Here is a 19,181-nt window from a genome sequence, read left to right on the forward strand (position 1 = left end):
CAGTAATTCCCATTGTTCATCTGTGAGATCGGTACGATATGATTGACCCATGACTCTCGTTCTCTGTCATTTTTTGCTATTGACAGGTTATTGTAACGAGAGCTTTTTTACTTTTCAGACCTCCTCTGAGTAATAAAACATTTGGCTCAACAAAACCTAATCGCTAATTCCTTATAGTTAAAGCCTTTGAGTGATATTTATTACCTCTTTATCCAGATAGCGATATCACTCAGTTAATATTGCATTTGATGAAATCCTCATCATACTGAGGGCTGATCAAGCTCTAACTCGCTGCAAATAGGCTAAAAGTGCTGTCTGAATAGGAAAAATATTTTTGTAGATCTGCACTTCGGGAGGAATTTGCTGAACGACTGTTGCTAGTTGAGATGCGATCGCCGGATCGCTTGCCAGTTTCTGCAAAGAATGCACGTAAGTACGAATTGTAAATAAGATACCACCACTCATAGGTAAGCATCGCAGTGTTTGACGCTCAACTCTTAACCAAAGCTTCTCTCCAGCATTATCAGCAGTAATATCTGTACCAAAGGCTTCATTACTGTGGCGTTGAGTCAGAAACAATTCAGGAGAATCAACAATACCCCAATTTAGACGATACCCAGGACATTCCGGTTTCAAGTGATGAAAATACTTATTTACAGATTGTTCTAGCTTCTGGGCGTAACCTGGAACCGGATCGTGAATTTGCACCAAAGGACGCCCCAACTTTTCCGACAAGCGCCACCGTGCTGGAAAACACACCGAACCTGCAGTCAGTACGTATTCACGTTTAAGTTGCATTAAACATAAATCTTCTTGCACTAAACGCCCTGCTAAATCAAGCGGATTTGCCGCAAAATCATTCAGATGCCACGCCTGTCCGGTAATCTTATTGAATATACAGTTATCTTGCTGTTGATAATAATCTGGAAAGTACTGCAACAAATGCTCTAACAGTAACTGCAATACTTCTTGCTGTGCTGCTTCACTTTCGGGCAGACTACCGAAAACTTCTGAATTACGATCTTTGAGTAGTTTGTCCTTGTAATTCAATTCGTCAGCAAAATCCTCATCAATCTCAATCCAGTGTTGCAACTGTAAAGGCTTTAGCCCCATTGCCATCCGCCATTGCCCATTCGCAAAGGGTAAATAAAGAGGTTTCACCTAATACTTCTCCCTCTGATATCGCCTTACATACTCTAAAGTTTAATAAATGCTGCTACCAATTGTTATTCATGCTTGCTTTCCCCCATCTGAAAACAAAACGGCTGATACTACGCCCAGCAACTCAAGCAGATGCTGAGGCTATCTTTACTGTATTTTCCGATCCTAAAGTCACTCAATTTCATAACCTTGATACATTCACCCATCTTGATGAAGCAATTGAGGTCATTGAGCGCAGATCAAAAGGATTTGAAAGCGGGTATGGTATACGTTGGGGAATTGCTCGCCAACAAGACAATTGTTTGATTGGTTCGTGCGGCTTCACATGGGATAAAGAAGCAAATGCTGCTGAGGTTGGTTACGAACTTGCCAGTCAATTTTGGCAACAGGGCATTATGAGTGAAGCTTTAAGTGCCATCTTGCAATATGGATTTGAAACCATAGGAATACAGTATGTTATTGCAGAGGTTATGTTAGAGAATGTAGCTTCTAAAAAGTTGTTGCAAAAATTAGGTTTCCATCAGGGCAAATGGAAGCAACATGGCTTTTGGAAAGGGCAATATCATGACTTGGAGCAGTTTATCCTAACAAAAGACAATCAAGTTAGATTATTCAGCTAGGTGGCGAAAGGCAATTCCATGCTTGTGGTAAAAGTTCACTTACGCAAAGTTACACGAGAAAATTTCCGAGAATGCTTGAATCTTCAAGTGGCAGAGTCGCAAAAGAATTTAGTTGCTACTACCATGCAGTCTCTAGCTGAAGCTTACGTTAATCTTAATCTTTTTCCCTTAGCTGTTTACGATGCTGCTGTATGTGGGTACGAACAACCCGAACTGCCGATGATTGGCTTTGCAATGTATGAAATTGTTGCGGGTGTAGGATTCATCATGCGGTTGATGATTGATAGCAAGTATCAACGTCAAGGCTATGGACGAGCTACTATGATTGAGGTCATTCGCCGCCTCAAGCTGTATCCTGATGTTGAAATCATTGCGACTAGTTATCGAAAAGAGAATGATGTAGCTGCAAAACTTTATCAAAGTTTAGGGTTTCGGCAATGGGATATCTCTTATGCGCGATCGCATCCAACAGAAGTGTATGTAAAACTTGAAGAATATTCAGGCTAATTTCTGTTACTACGGCAAACAATCGAGATAATTTTCCACATCCCAGTTACTGACTGTAGATAAAAATCGCTCCCACTCATCACGCTTGTACCACATATAAACTTGATACATCTCTCCAGGCAACGCTGATTTAATCACCTCATCCGCCGCTAAACGATCTAAAGCTTCACCCAAAGACATTGGTAACTTCTTCACCTGCTTACCAGCTTCCATCGCCTCATACAAATTGCGATGTTCGGGTTCTCCTGGATCGAGGTTACGCTTGATACCATCATCAAAAGCTTTCAGCAATGCAGCTGCCATGAGATACGGATTCACCATCGAATCCACAGCGCGATATTCAAATCTTCCTGGTGCAGAAACTCGCAACCCACACGTGCGGTTTTGATAACCCCAATCTGCATATACAGGTGCCCATAATCCGGTATCCCACAACCGTCGGTAAGAGTTTACTGTCGAACAACCGATCGCAGTTAAAGCCCCCAGATGTTCAATCACGCCACCAATGCAGTTTAAGCTGATCGCACCAGGTAGTTTCGATGATTCTGATGGCAGAAAAGTATTTTCTCCACCTTGTTTATACTGAAAAGTCTCTGCCATTCCTGGTAGTGTTTCATGACCAAAATCTTTAACAATCGCCTCTCCACCATGCCATAAAGATAAATTGTGATGGCAACCAGAAGCGGAAACGCCCATAAAGGGTTTTGTCATAAAGCAAGCAATGAGATTATATTCTCTCGCTACTTGAGCGCAGATTTGCCGATATGTAGTCAAGCGATCGCACGTTCTTAAGGCATCGTCAAACATAAAATTAAGTTCTAGTTGCCCTGGTGCATCTTCATGATCGCCCTGAATCATGTCTAATCCCATCGCCCGACTGTATTCTATCACCTTCAAGAACACAGGACGCAACTCTTCAAACTGATCAATATGGTAACAATTTGGTTTCGTAACTCCACCATCTGGTTTTCCATCAGCACCTTTTTTCAACCACATCATTTCCGGTTCGCAACCATGACGCAGATGCAGCCCATCGTGTTCTTGCTGAAACTGGGCGTGAATTCGGCGTAAATTCCCGCGACAATCTGATGTTAAATACGCACCAGGATCGCTTGGTTCTTCGCGGTTACGAAAACACGTACAAAAAACTCGTGCGACACGTTTATCCCACGGTAATTGACAAAACGTTTCCGGATCGGGAATGGCAACAAGTTCTGAAGCTTCGGGACCATAACCAATATAATTTCGGTGGCGATCGAGAGATAAATTAGCAGTTGCACCGTAAACTAACTGAAAACCATTTTGGGCGATCGCTTCCCAATGTTCCGCAGGGACACCTTTACCGACAATGCGACCTGTGACAGAAACAAACTGATAATAGATGTACTGAATTCCTAATTCATTAATCTTTGCTCGTACTTGCTTTACCCGTTCCGCACGACCTTCGGCATCAACATAAGTTTCCAAATCGGTCAGCGCTTCAACTCGTGTTAAGGTGCCAGTCACTGCCATGACTCCTGATACGCTTTTTTGTAGTAAAGCAATCTTGTTATAACAAGGCTGTATCTAGAGATACTTTCACTTGATTTAACCAACTTGGCAAGATGTTGAATGAAATAGGAAACATCAGCGTATTCCCCACCTATTGGTTTAGTAATTTCGTACACTTCTGTACACAAATTGCCGTATGTGGTTAGCGTTATTACCGTTTATTGCTTCTTTAGAGAGTTATATTCTATATCCTTCAGCACTGCGTATATATTCTCTAAATTGTTTGCAACACAATTGAGGTAGCCGTAAGACACATGGATTAGATCAGGGACAGGAACCCAATCTTTTTGCTGTCGTTGTAAAATGACACCCCATTCGGGACGAACCCGACCGTGCTTTTGTTGCTCGCACCATTGATTTAACGCTATTAATAGCCGTAGTTGCAATGTCGAATGTTTGTATTTGGGTGACATTTTGGGTTGAAGCTGTCCCTCGACCAACTCGTAGCGATCGCTGTCTGGTAGAGACAGAAATTCTTGGAGGCCAAGTTGATTTGCGGTACGATTCATCGCAATTGTCTTTAGTGCATTGGTATCTACTCAAAATTGTATGGGAAATTCTTTTTCAGGAATCCAGCGCTGCCAAATTTCAGCTAGCTTACCTTCTTGAATTAATGCTGTCAGTGCATCATCGAGCGATCGCAACAAGTCTAAATTATCTTGATGTACTGCTATACCAAATGGAATTTGTGTTGGTACAGTAAACGCAATTCGCAAGTTTGGATCTCGTTTTGCAGCCGCAATGAGAACTAATTCATCATCTACCAACGCATCAATTTCACCATTGCGTAATGCTTCTAGCATCTCTGGTAAAACGCGATCGCTACCAGGAAAAGCCACAATCTCGACATCACCAAAACTTTCGGCTAGTTGCAAATTGGTACTCGTCGCTAATCCTCCTACACGTAATCCTACTAAGTCAGTAGTAGAGTAAATTTCACTTTTTGCTTGAACCAGTACGGCTTCATCAAAGAAACCATAGGGCTGGGAAAAATTGGCACGGGTGCGACGTTCTTCAGTAATCGCTTGATTGAACCAAACGACATCACACTGTTTTGCTGCTAAGGTTGGATAAAAATTGACCCACGGTACATTAAACCACACTGGCTCAAGCCCAAGTTTTGCACATACTGCCCGTGCAACATCTGGCTCGTATCCTAAACGTGTTTCTCCTTCAAGATAAGTCATTGGACGAGCATCAAAGTTACTTGCAGCAATAGTTAGATAGCCAGGCTTGACTGTTTTTAAATTCATTGATTAATAGTTATGGTCAGATGATTACTATGAAAAATTTAAGTAATCTCATTTATTAATAAAATTCAATACATTAAAGTATACAACTGTATTAAAAACTACAATTTGCCTACTATATATTGTTATTATAACAAGTTGTGTTAGCAATATTTAAAATGATATTTTATGTCGAATAATATGATAAAATTAACTACAACAGAGATAAATAAATTTAATCATGATGGTTTTTTAGTTATTCCTCGCTTAATTAATGCCAATTTAGTAGCGCGTTTAATTGAAAGAATTGAACCATTATTTTCTGGGGAGTTTGAAACAGGAATTTATCCTGATGAATGGTATTGGCGTCCTAGTTTGAGCTTGCCTGATGTTACTAGAGAAATGTGTAATGTTTGGAAAAGTGACCTCACAATTGCAAGTGTAGTTTTATCCGCAGAAATTGGGCGGTTGAGTGCAACTTTGGCAGGATGGACAGGCGCGAGAATTGGACAAGATAGCTTATGGTGGAAACCTTCTGGCGGTAAAGAGGTAGCGCTACATCAAGATGCGACGTACATTAAATATATCGATCCGCCGGAGATGATTACGTGTTGGATTGCCTTAGATGACACAAGCGCTGATGCTGGCACAATTGAGTATGTCAGAGGGTCACACAAATGGCGCTTGCTGGATAGTGTGGCAGAATTTCACGCACCTACGCAAGGATATCGCGCTCAAATGCTACAAGCTGCGGCAGAAATGGGTATTAGTAACCCTGAAATTGTGCAAGTAGAAATTCCTGCAGGAGGCTGTGTTTTTCATCATGGTAATGTATGGCATGGTTCGGGGAAAAATACCAGAACTGATAAAGTGCGTCGCAGTTTAGGAGTGCATACACTGTCATCAGAAGCAAAGTTTCGTCCTAGAGGCGCAGGATATATCTATGGACGTTATCAGCGCGTGGGCGATACGACAATGGACGAGAGTTTCTTTCCAATATTGTGGACAAAGAACGGCGATCGCACTCCTTTTTTAGTTAATTACTGCAAAGATGCACTAGCAACGCCAGTTCTTGAAGGCTTAAGCGTTTGAATCTCAGGTTCTTACCACCATGAATCCTCAGTCAGTATCTCCTGCTACAAATCTGTCATAACAAGTTTGGTTTACTCGGAGACAGAGCAATTGGGAGTACGGCAGTGACAACAACCTTGACAAAAGGCAAAGCCCTAGCCGAGTTAGCCAAAGAATTACAACTCGATTTTTTTCTAGTATCTTATACCGACCTGTTGGGAGGAACTCGTGCTAAGCTCGTTCCCGCTGCGAAAATTACAGCAGTAGAAAACGATGGGGCTTGCTTTGCGCCGTTTGCCAGTAATCTAGGGTTAGGACCTGATGCCCATGATATTGCTGCTGTACCCGATCCAAGTTCACTGATTGTACTACCGTGGCAACCGAATGTTGGTTGGTTGGCGAGTGATGTGTATTTAGATGGCGAACCATTTGCTGCATCACCGCGAGTCATTTTTAAAAAAGTATCGCAACAGTGCGAAAATTTGGGTTATAGCTACAAAACCGGAGTTGAGGCTGAATTTTTCTTACTTAAAAAGAGCGAACAAGGTTATCAAATCGCTGATACTCAAGATACTGCTGCACGTCCTTGCTACGATCAGTTGAACTTGATGCGGCAATTTGAATTAATTTCCACACTTGTGGGATATATGGAGGAGTTAGGCTGGGAACCATATCAGTGCGATCATGAAGATGCTAATGGTCAATTTGAAATTAATTGGACGTATACTGATGCATTGACAACGTGCGATCGCCATGTCTTTTTCAAGTACATGGTCAAAACCTTAGCCGAACAACGTGGATTAACTGCCACATTTATGCCCAAACCCTTCAGCCAGCTAACCGGAAACGGCGCACATATTCACATGAGTTTGTGGAATGATGGTCAAAATATCTTTGCCGACGCCAGCGAAGAAATGGGACTATCAGGCATAGCATACGAATTTCTGGCGGGTGTTCTGTCACACGGTCGTGGATTAGCTGCACTATGTAGCCCAACAATTAATTCATACCGCCGCATTGGTGCGACAACAACTGCATCAGGTAGCACTTGGAGTCCTCGCTATATCTCCTATGGTGGAAACAATCGTACGCACATGATCCGCATTCCCGAAGGTGGGCGCTTTGAGTGTCGTCTTGTTGACGGTGCAGCAAACCTTTATCTTGCTTTAGCTGGAATTTTAGCAGCAGGAATGGAAGGCATGGCAAAACATCTTGTGATAGGGAAACGCTTGGATGAAAATATGTTTGTTCGGGGTTTAGAATTTTCAGACTTGCAAATACTGCCAACAAGTTTACTCGAAGCACTGCAATGCTTAGAAAAAGATTCCTTGCTGATGCAGACTTTAGGGGAACAAGCTGCCAAAACCTTCCTTGATTTCAAATATCAAGAGTGGAACAGTTACAACGCACAAGTGACAACTTGGGAAGTTGAGCAGTATGTTAACTGTTAAACTTGGGAAATGATACAGCCTCCGATTATTGGGATTACTACCTCTGGTCACGCTCAAACTAGTAGTTATTGCTTACCTAGTTCGTATGCAGCAGCCGTCAAAGCCGCTGGTGGCGTAGCAGTATTGATCCCCCCAGGTGAACCCGCAGCAAGTGATATTATCTTGCAAAGAATTGATGGTTTGATCTTTTCTGGTGGCGGAGATATTGATCCCGCAGTTTATAACGGGATCATGCATCCGACAATTTATAACGTTGATTCTGAACGCGATCGCGCTGAAATTGCTTTAGCGCAAGCTGCTTTAACCTCTGATATTCCTATACTCGGTATTTGTCGCGGCTTAGAAGTGCTTGCAGTGGCAACCGGAGGAACATTGATCCCTCATCTTCCAGATGAATATGGTGAAGTTGTGACGCATCGTGCTGAAGAATTATTATCAATTCAACATTCAGTAGATCTTATTCCCGATAGTCGTCTTGCCCAAGAAGTGATTGGCACAACCACAGTTGATGTTATTTCCTGGCATCATCAAGCTGTACGCAATGTATCTTCAGAATGGCGTGTTACCGGATGGGCGGCGGATGGAGTGATTGAAGCCCTCGAACATAAATATCACCCTTGGGCGATCGCACTGCAATGGCATCCTGAACTTTCGAGTAGTGTTGATCCTTTGCAACATCGTATTTTTCAAGCCTTCATTGCCGCAACGCGTCAAATAGCAATGGCTAACTGCGAATATTAATACCAAACTCCTAACCTATGACTAATGCTGGCAATCAATTACTCAAACAAGGAATTATCCAATATCAAACAAATGCGTTTGAGGAAGCATTACAATCCTGGCAACAGGCGTTAAATTTATATCGCACAGATCGAGACTTGCAACGCGAAGGTGCAGCATTAGGAAACTTGGGTGCAGCATATCAAGCTTTGGGAAATCTACCCGAAGCGATCGCTTGTTTTGAACAACACTTGACGATAGCGCAGCGCATAGCAGATAACAAAGGTCAAGTGAATGCACTATTAAATTTAAGAAATGCTTACTTAGCCTTAGACGATGCCACAAAAGCAAGTGAGTACCATCAGCAACAGTTAACTTTGGCACTAGAAATATTAACTTCCTCTACCGCTGATGACTTTACAAAAGTTGCTAAAATGCTTGGTTTAAACCTAATTGAGGACTTTGCAGGAGCAAACTTAAGTGGTACTAATCTTAGCAATACAAATCTCAAAGCGGCAAATTTACAAGGTGCTAAGTTGAGTAGTTGCAATCTGAGTTACGCTAATCTCAGTTCTGCTAATTTAGCACACGCTATTTTGAAGGATGCCGATCTCAAACTTGCTGATTTAAGTCGTGCTAGTTTACAAAACGCTTGTTTAGTAAGTGCCAATCTCAGTAATGCCAATCTCCGCGATGCTAACTTGCAAGATGCAGATTTGCAAAATGCCAATTTACGCTGTTTAATGCCCCGTGCTAATCTAAGTGGGGCAACTTTGAGTCATGCTAATCTGTACAGTGCGTATCTGCAAAATGCTGACCTTCATGCTGCTAATCTCAAGGGCGCACTACTGCAACAAGCAGATCTCAGTGGGGCAAATTTGAGTCATGCAGACTTAAGCAACGCAGACTTAACTCGTGTGGAACTCAATGACGTGCAAGTAGAGAATACTCAAATGCACAATGTTAAAGGACTTTCTACTGAGATGAAGCATTACTTGCTAGAACGTGGTGCTATTATTGATGGTTGAGGAAAGAAGACAGAGGGAGAAACGTGAAAGAAATCAGTTAATTTTTCACTATGCTCTACAGTAAAGCTACGTTTTCCATTAGTATTTCAGATACAATAGATTCAGTTTTAAAAATAGGAATAATTTCTTTTTGTTTAAGATCAAATTCATCAATTAATGCTTTGAGTAACTCAACACCACTTAAATCTGGAATTGATAAAGATTTTTCCTCGTATGCATAAACCAGAATTCCTAGTACATTAAGATAATCTTGTTTTTCTGGCGTTATTTCACTATCAAGTAGATTATCAATGACTTCTTGAACGACTTTTCGATCTGCCTCTGATTTGATTGGGCGAGGCGGGAAATTTTGTAAAAGTTCAATATAATTATCAGATGCAGTAGTAGACATATGTTCTTAACCTCGTTAACAATCTACCTATACCAGTTATCTTTTTTCCAATCATCTTTATCATACTCAGAGTGATTAAGAACATAGCGAATAAACACTTTTTGGTATGTGTAATCAATAAAAGCAATTAATCGATACTTGTTACCACCAATATTAAAAACGATCAATTTTCCAACTTGGTCAGCCGAGGGAAAAACTTCACGTAACTCTACAAAATTCTGCCAACTTGCATTAATTGTAATTTTTTACCAAAGAAATAAACCAGTTTGAGAATCAGGGTGTTTTTTCCAAAACTCAACAAGACGAGAACGAGTAATAACGTGCATAGCTAATGAGAGTAGAACATATGAAATTTCTCCATGATTTATAACCACTTGGTTACTTAGCTGCTTACAACAAATGAAATCTTAGCAAAATGCGAAGCTGGTATCAATGCACGATTGTGCAAGTGTACATACAGTGAAAACTTACTCCTTGAGTATGAAGTTTATGCAAATAAAAAACCACAAAATGCATTGATGTACTAAGAGGCATGAGATTACGATCGCTATGAATTCTGAATTTCAAGGAAAACGGGCACTTGTTACTGGAGGTAACAAAGGCATTGGATTTGCAATTTGTCAAGGATTACTACGAGCAGGATTTGAGGTAATTATTGCAGCGCGATCGCTTGATAAAGCCAAAACAGCTGTACAAAAGTTACCAGCAAACGCCTCTGTACGTGTTGTCGAACTTGATGTCACTGATGATGATAGTATTCACCGTGCAGCAGAGCAATTAAATCAAGATGATTTGGATGTTCTTGTCAACAATGCAGGAGTGTACCCCGATCAAGACACAAATATTCTCAACATCTCGCGTAGTACACTGCAACTAGCATTAAATACTAATACCTTTGGTGCAATTCAGGTAACGCAAGCTTTCCTCCCATTATTGCAAAAAGCTACCCAAGCCCGTGTCATTAATGTTTCGAGTGGCTATGGCGAACTGAGTGGGTTGTCTGCAGGTGTTCCTAGTTATTGCTTATCCAAACTGGCACTCAATGGGGCAACAATCATGCTTGCAGAAGCATTACAAGCACAAGGTATTGCAGTTTATGCAATGTGCCCTGGTTGGGTAAAAACCGATATGGGTGGTAAGAATGCACCGCGATCGCCAGAACAAGGCGCAGATACAGCAATTTGGTTAGCAACTGAAGCATCACCCGACCTCAGTGGGAAATTCTTCCGCGATCGCCAAGAGATTTCTTACTAAACTGATTAAAATAGCGTGGCTAGTGGCTAGTGGTTAGTTGCTAGTCACCCTTTACTAGTCACTATTTTTATCATCACTAATTAACCGGATTCAGTGTCATTGTTCAATATCTTCGGCTTTAGTGGGCAAATCTCCGGTTAATACCTCGCTTCCTGTGTCCATAACCAACACATCATCTTCAATCCGAATTCCGCGTACATCTGCAAACTGCGCCAAGCGTTCCCAATTAACTGCATCTCGATACGCAGTGCGGACTTCGGAGTTATTTAAAATTGCGGGAACTTGATAAAAGCCAGGTTCAATTGTCACCAGCATTCCAGGGCGTAAAGGACGATCCAAACGCAGATATCCTAAACCAAAGCGATCGCTTCTTGTTCTTCCTGGTTCGTAGCCTGCCAAATCTCCCAAATCTTCCATATCATGGACATCCAAGCCGAGTAAATGACCGACACCATGGGGGAAAAATAACGCATGAACATCTTTTTCTACCAAATCTTCCGCATTACCGTGCAAAATACCTAAATTCACTAACCCTTCAGCAATCGTCGTTGCTGCTAAAAAATGAAGATCGCGATACTCAACACCTGGATAAACTTTGGCAATACAAGCATCGTGAGCTGCTAAAACAATATCGTAAATATCTCTTTGGGTAGATGAGAATTTGCCTGTTACTGCCCAAGTCCGTGTCACATCAGATGCCCAACCAGTTGCAGTTTCCGCACCAACATCAGCAAGTATTAAGTCTCCAGGTTTAAGTGTGTTGTAATAGCGATCGTTATGCAATACTTCTCCATGAGTCGTCACAATACTTGCATACGCACAACTCATATTCTCTGCAATCATTACACTCTCCATCGCCGCGCGAATATCAGCTTCTGTCTTAGCGTTCATAGTCGTCGCCATTCCAGCTTTATGCGCTGCTACCGTCACTGCTGCAGCTTTGCGCAACTCAGCTAATGCACTCGCATCGTGAACAAGGCGGAGAGAAATAATCGCTTTCGCTAACTCTAAATCAATTCCTTCCAGCGGTCTTTCTGGCAATACCCAGCGATCAAGCAATTGTGTTTGTTCCGTCCAAGTCGCCGCATCTTGCACCGGAATTGTCGCAACTCCAGCTAAGTGTGCAGGTAATTCTGCCATGGGGAAAACAGCATCAGCCCCAATATTTTGCGCAATATCTTCTTTTGAAAGTGTTTCTCCGTGCCACAACGTATAACTAGGAGACGGATCGTCGATAAATAAAGTTAACTGCCCAGCTTCTAAACAAATTGCCGCATTTTCGAGCGATAGCCCAGCAAAATAGAGAAAATGACTACTAGCGCGAAAAGGAAACGTATTTGCCGCAAAATTGCGGGGACTACGACGTCCTGACCATAAAATGACTGGTGCAGCAAAAATTTCAGCCAATCGCCGACGGCGATCGCCCAAAATATCCGCAAGGCTATGATTACTGTAACTATTCATACACTAAAGCAAAATTCATCAGTTCTACTAACCACTCACCACTCACTCCGGACTTCGTCCCGCTGCGCTAACACCCCTCACCAACACCCCATTAAGAAAAATATCCGCGAGTCCTTCTGCCATTTCTTGCATAGCTTTGGGAGAAGCATCTGGTTCCATTAGTGTATTGTGACTAAAACCAGCGATCGCAAACATTCCTAAAAATACTTGGGCGACAATTTTCGGATTTGTTTTGCGGTAAATTCCCCGATCCATTGCAGTTTGGAAGAATGCCTCAGCAACATCAGTCATTTTATTAATCACTTCGGCTTGAATGCGATCGCGTAAATCAGGATGAAACTGCGCTTCCATAAAGCAGACACGCATCATATCCGCATTTTTATGAAAATTCCACATCCGGCGTTGCATCACTTGTGCTACCGCCTTGTAGCTACCCATTTCGCTTAATTCGGTGAGAAGATCGGTGAGAATTTCTACCCAACCTTGCGTGGCAATTTCAATCAAAATCGCTTTTTTATTCGTAAAATGACGAAATAGGGTTCCCTCAGCGACACCTGCGGCAACGGCTAAGTCGCGCGTTGTTGTGCCATCGTAGCCTTGACGGGCAAATAACCGCTGTGCTGCTTTTAAAATGCGATCGCGGGAAGATTCTTCAGATTGGGAAGGACGATGAAAAACTTGCATAGACTCGATGCCTGTATGATTGCAGTGCCACTTGTAGCGATATTTTCTACTATCAAGCAGATTCCCCGCTAAAAGTGTAATAGATCGTTAAGGGATCTATCCTGGAAAAGTACTTTTATTGTGACTTATGAGTTTGAAACGTTGCTGCCAATTGTTCTTACCTCATCATGTAAGATGGCGGATCTTCACTTTCTTAATAATTATTTTGTTTTCTTGGGCGTCGTTACCAGCAAATGCGATCGCCCGTACGCAAACACCAACGCCGGAGACATCGATCCAGCCTTATTTAGATCGTGTCATCGATCAACTGAGCGAGTTTCGTTTAGAAAATGGCATAAAATTTATTGTTCTAGTACGCCATCGAGCACCCGTTGTTTCGTTTCTCACGTATGCTGATGTAGGTGGCGCAGATGAACCTGACGGTAAAACAGGAATTGCTCACTATTTAGAGCATTTAGCATTTAAGGGAACGCAACGCATCGGCACAACCAATTACCAAGCAGAAAAACCACTCTTAGATCGTTTGGATGAACTCGATGCCCAAATTCGCACGGCACAAGCCAGGGGAAACAAAGCGGAAGTCGCCCGTTTGCAAGCAGAATTTGAAAAAGTACAAGCCCAAGCCCAAAGTTATGTGAAACAAAACGAACTAGGGCAAATTGTCGAACAAGCAGGCGGTGTTGGTTTAAATGCCAATACCTCAGCAGATGCAACGCGGTATTTCTACAGTTTTCCAAGTAATAAGTTAGAACTTTGGATGTCGCTAGAATCGGAGCGATTTTTAGAACCTGTCTTCCGTGAGTTTTATCAAGAAAAAGATGTCATTCTAGAAGAACGGCGATTGCGGGTTGATAATTCTCCTATCGGTCAAATGGTGGAGAAGTTTCTCGATACCGCATTTACAAAGCATCCTTATCGTCGTCCAGTAATTGGCTACGAAGAAGACATCCGCAACTTGACGCGGCAAGACTTACAAGACTTTTTTGATACGCACTACGTACCAAGTAATTTGACAATTGCCGTGATTGGTGATGTTGAAGCCGATCGCGTGCAACAGTTGGCACAAACTTACTTTGGTCGCTACAAAGCAAAACCTGCCGCCCCCCCAGTGCAAGTCTCTGAACCACCTCAAAAGCGACAGCGGGAATTTGAATTGCGTTTGCGATCGCAGCCGTGGTATTTAGAAGGCTATCATCGTCCTGCCATTAACGATCCGGATCATGTTACTTATGACATCATTGGCAGATTACTCAGTGATGGTCGCACGTCGCGGCTGTATAGATCTTTAGTTGAACGACAGCAACTTGCTCTTTCTGCTCAAGGTTTTAGTGGATTTCCAGGTGATAAGCACCAAAATGTCATGTTATTTTATGCTTTGACGGCTCCTGGTCATACCGCAAACGAAGTCGGTGCAGCGTTAAGAAAGGAGATTGAACGCTTAAAGACGGAACCTGTCTCGGCTGTTGAGTTAGATCGCGTGAAGACGCAAGCAAGGGCTGGATTATTGCGATCGCTGCAATCGAATATGGGGATGGCGCAGTTGTTATTGGAATATGAAGTAAAAACTGGCTCCTGGCGTAATTTGTTTAAGGAGTTGGAGGCAATTCAGGCAGTGACGGCTGCTGATGTTCAGCGCGTGGCGCAGGCGAGTTTTACAGCACAAAATCGTACAGTGGGGCGGTTGGTGCCGCAGGCTTGAGAGAACGAACGTTACTAGGCACAGAGAACGCAGAGATTAAATAATAAGGAATTTGGGAATGTTGATGCAGTGGGTTGGTACAAGTCGAAATCAGCGGGGTGTTAACTGGATTGGGTTGTGGTTGGTAGCGCTGCTGTTGGTAGTAATGTTGCGTTTGCCTGCGGTTGCGGGTGCTGTGCATTTTACTGAGTTGCAGTTTGCGCCATTGCCAGAGGTTCAGTTACCAGAGTATACGCGCTTCGTAACGGATAATGGCATGATTGTGTATCTATTGGAAGATCGCGAGTTACCCTTGGTGAGTGGTACGGCATTGTTTCGTACTGGGCAACGCTGGGAAAGTGCCCAGAAAACTGGTTTAGCTGGTTTGACAGGAACCGTGATGCGGACGGGAGGAACGAAACAGCATTCAGGTGATGAACTCAATGAGTTATTAGAACAACGGGCGGCTACGGTGGAAACATCGATTAGTACTGCTTCGGGTTCGGCAAGTTTTGATGCCTTAAGTGAAGATCTTGAAACAGTTTTTGGGCTGTTTGCTGAGGTGATCCGTCAGCCAGTGTTTGCACAAGATAAGTTGGATTTAGCAAAAACACAGTTGCGTGGTAGCATTGCACGGCGTAATGATGAACCAGGTAGCATTGCTCAGCGTGAGTTTCAGAAGTTGATTTACGGTGATGCCAGTCCTTATGCGCGAATTCCAGAGTATCAAACTGTAGATAATATTGCGCGCGAAGATATCGTTAATTTTTATCGCGACTATTTCTATCCCAATAATATGATTTTGGGAGTTGTGGGTGATTTTGACTCGCAACAAATGCGATCGCTGATTCAAAAATATTTTGCTGAGTGGCAACCAAATCCTGGAATGCAACTACCGCAGTTACCAACGGTGTGTCAAGCAAAGCTTGGTGGTATTTTCTTGGTAGATCAACCGCAACTAACGCAAAGTTACTTGCAAATTGGGCACTTAGGCGGTCAATTTAATAGTCCTGATTATGCCGCATTAGATGTTTTAAATGGCGTGTTAAATGGCTTTGGCGGGCGGTTATTTAATAATGTGCGATCGCGTCAAGGTTTAGCTTACTCAGTGTACGGTGCGTGGAGTCCGCGTTATGACTACCCTGGTTTATTCGTTGCTGGCGGACAAACTCGATCTGATGCAACAGTGTCTTTTATTCAAGCAATGCAAACCGAAATTGAACGCCTCAAAACGGAATTGGTAACTCCTGAAGAACTTGCTTTAGCTAAAGATTCTGTTCTCAATTCTTTTGTCTTCAACTTTGAAGAGCCAGCACAAACTCTAACGCGACTTTTACGTTACGAATATTACGGCTATCCCGCAGATTTTCTCTTCCGCTATCGTCAAGCTGTCGAAGCAACTACTGCTGAAGATATCCAACGTGTCGCTCAAACTCATCTCAAACCCGAAAACTTAGTCACTTTAGTTGTGGGTAATGCTGCGGCAATTCAACCGCCATTAACAGCACTAGCATCAGAAGTTACATCAATTGATATTACAATTCCTGAACCAAAACCAGTTGCAACACAACAAAATCGTTAACTAGTCTTCTGCATAAATCAGATCTTGCTCCCCCGATTCTAGGAAAAATCGAGAGGGGGCTTTTCTTTTTCTTAGTATTAAGATACGCAATATTACTATTATATGTACTACTACCTTTATTTTTTATACATATCTACTTACTAATAGTTTACTAAAACTTTATGTTTGAGCGATAAACTTCTTTTTACCTTTACAAAAAATTTATAGTTTAATATTGACTCTTCAATTAATCTCAAATTACATACATTGAGGAAAAATTTTTCTTAATTCAATTCCTTAATTCCTGCTTCCCGACAACATTTGTGGGGAGACAGTAGGATTTTGCTGTCAATAAATATTCATACTCACCTGTTTTTTGTTTCAATATTGCAGGCAACAAATTTATGGCAACTATTCAAGGTACTTCGGGCAACGATACTCTTAGCGGAACTCAAAATGATGACACATTGTTTGGTTTTGCAGGCGATGATTTGCTTCTGGGTAGAGGAGGCAATGATGTTCTCTATGGAGGTAGAAGAAAAGATACGCTTCGGGGTGGTAATGGTGATGATACTCTTTATGGCGGTCTAGGTAATGATGTGCTCTATGGAGGTAACGGCAATGATACTCTTTATGGCGGCGCTGGGAATGATTGGCTCTACGGCGGTGACGGCAATAATACACTCTATGGTGGTGTAGGTAATGATACACTTTATGGAGGATATTATGGGGAAGACTTTTTCTATGGCGGTCAAGGTGACGATACATATATAGTCTACAACCCTAATACACAAATTATTGAAGCCCCCAACTCAGGCATAGATACTGTAATTTTTGACTCTGGTATCTCTTCTTATGAGTTAAACGCGAATGTAGAGAACTTAACTATCGCGGATGAAACTTATGATGTATCCGGCATTGGAAACAATCTCGATAACACAATCACTGGCAATTCATTTAGTAATGTGCTTCGTGGTAAGGCGAGAAATGACCTACTAATAGGGAATGCAGGCAATGATATTCTCATCGGTACTGATGGAACTGTAGGCGACAAAGATACGCTCACAGGTGGTAGTGGTAGAGATACGTTTATGTTGGGGAATACCACAACAGTATTTTACGACGATCGCAACACTACATCCGCAGGATTGAACGATTATGCATTAATTACTGATTTCAACATCGATGATTTTATTCGCCTCAACGGCAAACGAACTGATTATTTCTTAAGCGCTTCTTCTGGGGAAGACAATTTACTTGCAGGAACTGCAATCTTCCGCAAAGTTAATGGAGAAGTGGATGAGTTGATTGCAATTATTCAAGGAAGTTCCTCACTAAGTTTGAACGGCAACTATTTTAAGTTCACAAATGATGAATTCAACCTTTCAACCCTCAATGGCAACAATGGCTTTGTGATTAACGGTGTTGCTGCACGTGACCGTTCAGGAGGATCTGTTAGCAATGCAGGAGATGTTAACGGAGATGGTTTCGATGACTTAATTGTTGGTGCATATGACGCCAACCGCATTGGTCGATTCGGTACAGGAGCAAGCTATGTTGTATTTGGCAAAGCATCAGGGTTTGACGCTAATCTCGATTTAGCAACACTTGATGGCAGCAATGGCTTTGCTATTAATGGTATCAACGAACTTGACTCCTCAGGTTCCTCAGTCAGCAACGCCGGAGATGTCAACGGTGATGGCGTTGCTGACTTAATTATCGGCGCACCAAGGGGTAACATTGACACAGGAGCAAGTTATGTTATTTTTGGTAAACCAACTGGGTTTAGTGCAATTAATTTAGCAACACTCAACGGCAGCAATGGCTTTGCTATTAATGGTAGTTATGGAGGCAATGGCTTTGGTTCATCAGTTAGTGGTGCAGGAGATATCAATGGCGATGGCTTTGATGACTTGATTATTGCTGAAACTGGTGGTAAAGGTTCTGGGGTAAGCTATGTTGTGCTTGGCAAAGCATCGGGGTTTAGCGCAAATTTCGACTTGGCGCTTGATGGCAGCAATAGTTTTGTGATTCTTCCTGTTGATAGCAGTAGTTACGGTAGTCGTTCATCATTAAGTTCTGCGATCAGCAATGCAGGAGATATTAATGGTGATGGCTTTGATGACATAGTTGTTACTGGATATTTTGCTGACTATGGTCAATATACTTCACAAAGCTACGTTATCTTTGGTAAAGCATCAGAGTTTACTGGCAGTTTCAACGTGGCGACACTCGATGGTAACAATGGCTTTGCAATCAACGGCGCTACTGAGAATGTTAGTAATGCAGGAGATGTTAACGGAGATGGTTTCGATGACTTAATTGTTAACAGATCTTTTGCTGCCTCTGTTGGTCAGTATGCTTCACAAAGCTACGTTATCTTTGGCAAACCATCAGATTTTGATGCAAATTTTGATTTGGCAACACTCGATGGTAGCAATGGTTTTGTCATTAATGATATTGATGTTGGTTACTTCTCAAGAAGATCTGTTAGTAGTGCAGGAGATGTCAATGCTGATGGCTTTGATGACTTGATTATTAGTGATGCTAATGCTAATTCTAATGATCAAATTCGTGCAGGAAAAAGCTACGTAATCTTTGGCAAAGCATCGGGGTTTGATGCAGATTTTGACTTGGGAACACTCAATAGTAGTAATGGTTTTGTCATTAATGGCATTAATACATACAGCCTATTGCAAGTTTATGAGGTACAGTAAGAGGAGTACACAAATGAAGTCTAATGAAACCGTACTCGCTCGACTTGCGAGAAAAAATAGTTAAGGCATACACACAAGGTGACACCTCAATCAG

General features: G+C 42.2%; 18 protein-coding genes. 10 read left to right on the forward strand and 8 right to left on the reverse strand.

The annotated features are described in order from the left end of the window. Nucleotides 1-276: 276 nt before the first annotated feature. Nucleotides 277-1,161 (reverse strand): heme-dependent oxidative N-demethylase family protein, encoded by an 885-nt coding sequence (locus IQ230_RS23780; RefSeq protein WP_322742557.1) that lies wholly within the window; start codon nucleotides 1,159-1,161, stop codon nucleotides 277-279. Between the two features lie 71 nt (nucleotides 1,162-1,232). Between IQ230_RS23780 and IQ230_RS23785 the strand changes: the two genes are divergently transcribed. Both IQ230_RS23785 and IQ230_RS23790 read left to right on the forward strand, forming a co-directional pair. Further along, the gene (locus IQ230_RS23785; protein ID WP_193934699.1) at nucleotides 1,233-1,781 is read left to right on the forward strand and encodes a GNAT family N-acetyltransferase; all 549 of its coding nucleotides are present in this window, start codon (nucleotides 1,233-1,235) and stop codon (nucleotides 1,779-1,781) included. 18 nt (nucleotides 1,782-1,799) lie between these two features. Beyond that, nucleotides 1,800-2,288, forward strand: coding sequence for a GNAT family N-acetyltransferase (locus IQ230_RS23790; protein ID WP_228055281.1), 489 nt, complete (start codon nucleotides 1,800-1,802; stop codon nucleotides 2,286-2,288). Between the two features lie 9 nt (nucleotides 2,289-2,297). On the opposite strand, the gene IQ230_RS23795 is transcribed toward IQ230_RS23790, so the two are convergent. The 3 genes from IQ230_RS23795 to IQ230_RS23805 form a co-directional block, all read right to left on the reverse strand. Next, nucleotides 2,298-3,800, reverse strand: coding sequence for a glutamine synthetase family protein (locus tag IQ230_RS23795; protein WP_228055282.1), 1,503 nt, complete (start codon nucleotides 3,798-3,800; stop codon nucleotides 2,298-2,300). A 197-nt stretch (nucleotides 3,801-3,997) separates the two neighbouring features. Then, nucleotides 3,998-4,348 (reverse strand): Uma2 family endonuclease, encoded by a 351-nt coding sequence (locus tag IQ230_RS23800; RefSeq protein WP_228055283.1) that lies wholly within the window; start codon nucleotides 4,346-4,348, stop codon nucleotides 3,998-4,000. A 30-nt stretch (nucleotides 4,349-4,378) separates the two neighbouring features. Next, nucleotides 4,379-5,092 (reverse strand): substrate-binding periplasmic protein, encoded by a 714-nt coding sequence (locus IQ230_RS23805; protein WP_193934700.1) that lies wholly within the window; start codon nucleotides 5,090-5,092, stop codon nucleotides 4,379-4,381. Between the two features lie 177 nt (nucleotides 5,093-5,269). On the opposite strand from IQ230_RS23805, the gene IQ230_RS23810 reads away from it, so the two are divergent. From IQ230_RS23810 to IQ230_RS23825, 4 genes are all read left to right on the forward strand, one after another. Next, entirely contained in the window at nucleotides 5,270-6,160 is an 891-nt protein-coding gene (locus IQ230_RS23810; protein ID WP_228055284.1) for a phytanoyl-CoA dioxygenase family protein, read from the forward strand. Nucleotides 6,161-6,264: 104 nt separating this feature from the next. Continuing rightward, a complete protein-coding gene (glnT, locus tag IQ230_RS23815; RefSeq protein ID WP_193934702.1) occupies nucleotides 6,265-7,590 on the forward strand; it encodes a type III glutamate--ammonia ligase in 1,326 nt (441 codons plus the stop codon). Nucleotides 7,591-7,599: 9 nt separating this feature from the next. Next, nucleotides 7,600-8,331, forward strand: coding sequence for a gamma-glutamyl-gamma-aminobutyrate hydrolase family protein (locus IQ230_RS23820; protein WP_193934703.1), 732 nt, complete (start codon nucleotides 7,600-7,602; stop codon nucleotides 8,329-8,331). A 17-nt stretch (nucleotides 8,332-8,348) separates the two neighbouring features. Then, a complete protein-coding gene (locus IQ230_RS23825; protein WP_193934704.1) occupies nucleotides 8,349-9,338 on the forward strand; it encodes a pentapeptide repeat-containing protein in 990 nt (329 codons plus the stop codon). Nucleotides 9,339-9,393: 55 nt separating this feature from the next. On the opposite strand, the gene IQ230_RS23830 is transcribed toward IQ230_RS23825, so the two are convergent. Then, the gene (locus IQ230_RS23830) at nucleotides 9,394-9,729 is read right to left on the reverse strand and encodes a helix-turn-helix domain-containing protein (RefSeq protein WP_228055285.1); all 336 of its coding nucleotides are present in this window, start codon (nucleotides 9,727-9,729) and stop codon (nucleotides 9,394-9,396) included. Between the two features lie 23 nt (nucleotides 9,730-9,752). After that, a complete protein-coding gene (locus IQ230_RS23835; RefSeq protein ID WP_322742558.1) occupies nucleotides 9,753-9,971 on the reverse strand; it encodes a type II toxin-antitoxin system HigB family toxin in 219 nt (72 codons plus the stop codon). A gap of 307 nt (nucleotides 9,972-10,278) precedes the next feature. On the opposite strand from IQ230_RS23835, the gene IQ230_RS23840 reads away from it, so the two are divergent. Beyond that, the gene (locus IQ230_RS23840) at nucleotides 10,279-10,983 is read left to right on the forward strand and encodes an SDR family NAD(P)-dependent oxidoreductase (protein WP_193934705.1); all 705 of its coding nucleotides are present in this window, start codon (nucleotides 10,279-10,281) and stop codon (nucleotides 10,981-10,983) included. A gap of 96 nt (nucleotides 10,984-11,079) precedes the next feature. Here IQ230_RS23840 and IQ230_RS23845 read toward each other — a convergent pair whose 3' ends face one another. After that, nucleotides 11,080-12,447: an aminopeptidase P family protein gene (locus IQ230_RS23845; RefSeq protein ID WP_193934706.1), complete on the reverse strand. Its 1,368-nt coding sequence runs from the start codon at nucleotides 12,445-12,447 to the stop codon at nucleotides 11,080-11,082. Nucleotides 12,448-12,489: 42 nt separating this feature from the next. Continuing rightward, a complete protein-coding gene (locus tag IQ230_RS23850) occupies nucleotides 12,490-13,131 on the reverse strand; it encodes a TetR/AcrR family transcriptional regulator (protein ID WP_193934707.1) in 642 nt (213 codons plus the stop codon). A gap of 127 nt (nucleotides 13,132-13,258) precedes the next feature. Here IQ230_RS23850 and IQ230_RS23855 point away from each other — a divergent pair, with 127 nt between their 5' ends. The 3 genes from IQ230_RS23855 (at nucleotide 13,259) to IQ230_RS23865 (ending at nucleotide 19,087) form a co-directional block, all read left to right on the forward strand. Beyond that, a complete protein-coding gene (locus IQ230_RS23855) occupies nucleotides 13,259-14,830 on the forward strand; it encodes a M16 family metallopeptidase (RefSeq protein ID WP_193934708.1) in 1,572 nt (523 codons plus the stop codon). Between the two features lie 58 nt (nucleotides 14,831-14,888). Further along, entirely contained in the window at nucleotides 14,889-16,391 is a 1,503-nt protein-coding gene (locus IQ230_RS23860) for a M16 family metallopeptidase (RefSeq protein WP_193934709.1), read from the forward strand. 383 nt (nucleotides 16,392-16,774) lie between these two features. Continuing rightward, on the forward strand, nucleotides 16,775-19,087 hold the full coding sequence (locus IQ230_RS23865) for an FG-GAP repeat protein (protein ID WP_193934710.1): 2,313 nt from the start codon (nucleotides 16,775-16,777) through the stop codon (nucleotides 19,085-19,087). Nucleotides 19,088-19,181: the final 94 nt, after the last annotated feature.

Origin of the sequence: Gloeocapsopsis crepidinum LEGE 06123, assembly GCF_015207655.1 — a bacterium.
Taxonomy (GTDB): Bacteria; Cyanobacteriota; Cyanobacteriia; order Cyanobacteriales; family Chroococcidiopsidaceae; genus Gloeocapsopsis; species Gloeocapsopsis crepidinum.

What these genes read in the sequence shown, in the direction of transcription:
- IQ230_RS23785 (WP_193934699.1), top strand. Translation starts at nt 1,233, where the DNA reads ATGCTTGCTTTCCCCCATCTGAAAACAAAACGGCTGATACTACGCCCA.
- IQ230_RS23790 (WP_228055281.1), top strand. Translation starts at nt 1,800, where the DNA reads ATGCTTGTGGTAAAAGTTCACTTACGCAAAGTTACACGAGAAAATTTC.
- IQ230_RS23795 (WP_228055282.1), bottom strand. Translation starts at nt 3,800, where the DNA reads ATGGCAGTGACTGGCACCTTAACACGAGTTGAAGCGCTGACCGATTTG.
- IQ230_RS23800 (WP_228055283.1), bottom strand. Translation starts at nt 4,348, where the DNA reads ATGAATCGTACCGCAAATCAACTTGGCCTCCAAGAATTTCTGTCTCTA.
- IQ230_RS23805 (WP_193934700.1), bottom strand. Translation starts at nt 5,092, where the DNA reads ATGAATTTAAAAACAGTCAAGCCTGGCTATCTAACTATTGCTGCAAGT.
- IQ230_RS23810 (WP_228055284.1), top strand. Translation starts at nt 5,270, where the DNA reads ATGATAAAATTAACTACAACAGAGATAAATAAATTTAATCATGATGGT.
- IQ230_RS23820 (WP_193934703.1), top strand. Translation starts at nt 7,600, where the DNA reads ATGATACAGCCTCCGATTATTGGGATTACTACCTCTGGTCACGCTCAA.
- IQ230_RS23825 (WP_193934704.1), top strand. Translation starts at nt 8,349, where the DNA reads ATGACTAATGCTGGCAATCAATTACTCAAACAAGGAATTATCCAATAT.
- IQ230_RS23830 (WP_228055285.1), bottom strand. Translation starts at nt 9,729, where the DNA reads ATGTCTACTACTGCATCTGATAATTATATTGAACTTTTACAAAATTTC.
- IQ230_RS23840 (WP_193934705.1), top strand. Translation starts at nt 10,279, where the DNA reads ATGAATTCTGAATTTCAAGGAAAACGGGCACTTGTTACTGGAGGTAAC.
- IQ230_RS23845 (WP_193934706.1), bottom strand. Translation starts at nt 12,447, where the DNA reads ATGAATAGTTACAGTAATCATAGCCTTGCGGATATTTTGGGCGATCGC.
- IQ230_RS23850 (WP_193934707.1), bottom strand. Translation starts at nt 13,131, where the DNA reads ATGCAAGTTTTTCATCGTCCTTCCCAATCTGAAGAATCTTCCCGCGAT.
- IQ230_RS23855 (WP_193934708.1), top strand. Translation starts at nt 13,259, where the DNA reads ATGAGTTTGAAACGTTGCTGCCAATTGTTCTTACCTCATCATGTAAGA.
- IQ230_RS23860 (WP_193934709.1), top strand. Translation starts at nt 14,889, where the DNA reads ATGTTGATGCAGTGGGTTGGTACAAGTCGAAATCAGCGGGGTGTTAAC.
- IQ230_RS23865 (WP_193934710.1), top strand. Translation starts at nt 16,775, where the DNA reads ATGGCAACTATTCAAGGTACTTCGGGCAACGATACTCTTAGCGGAACT.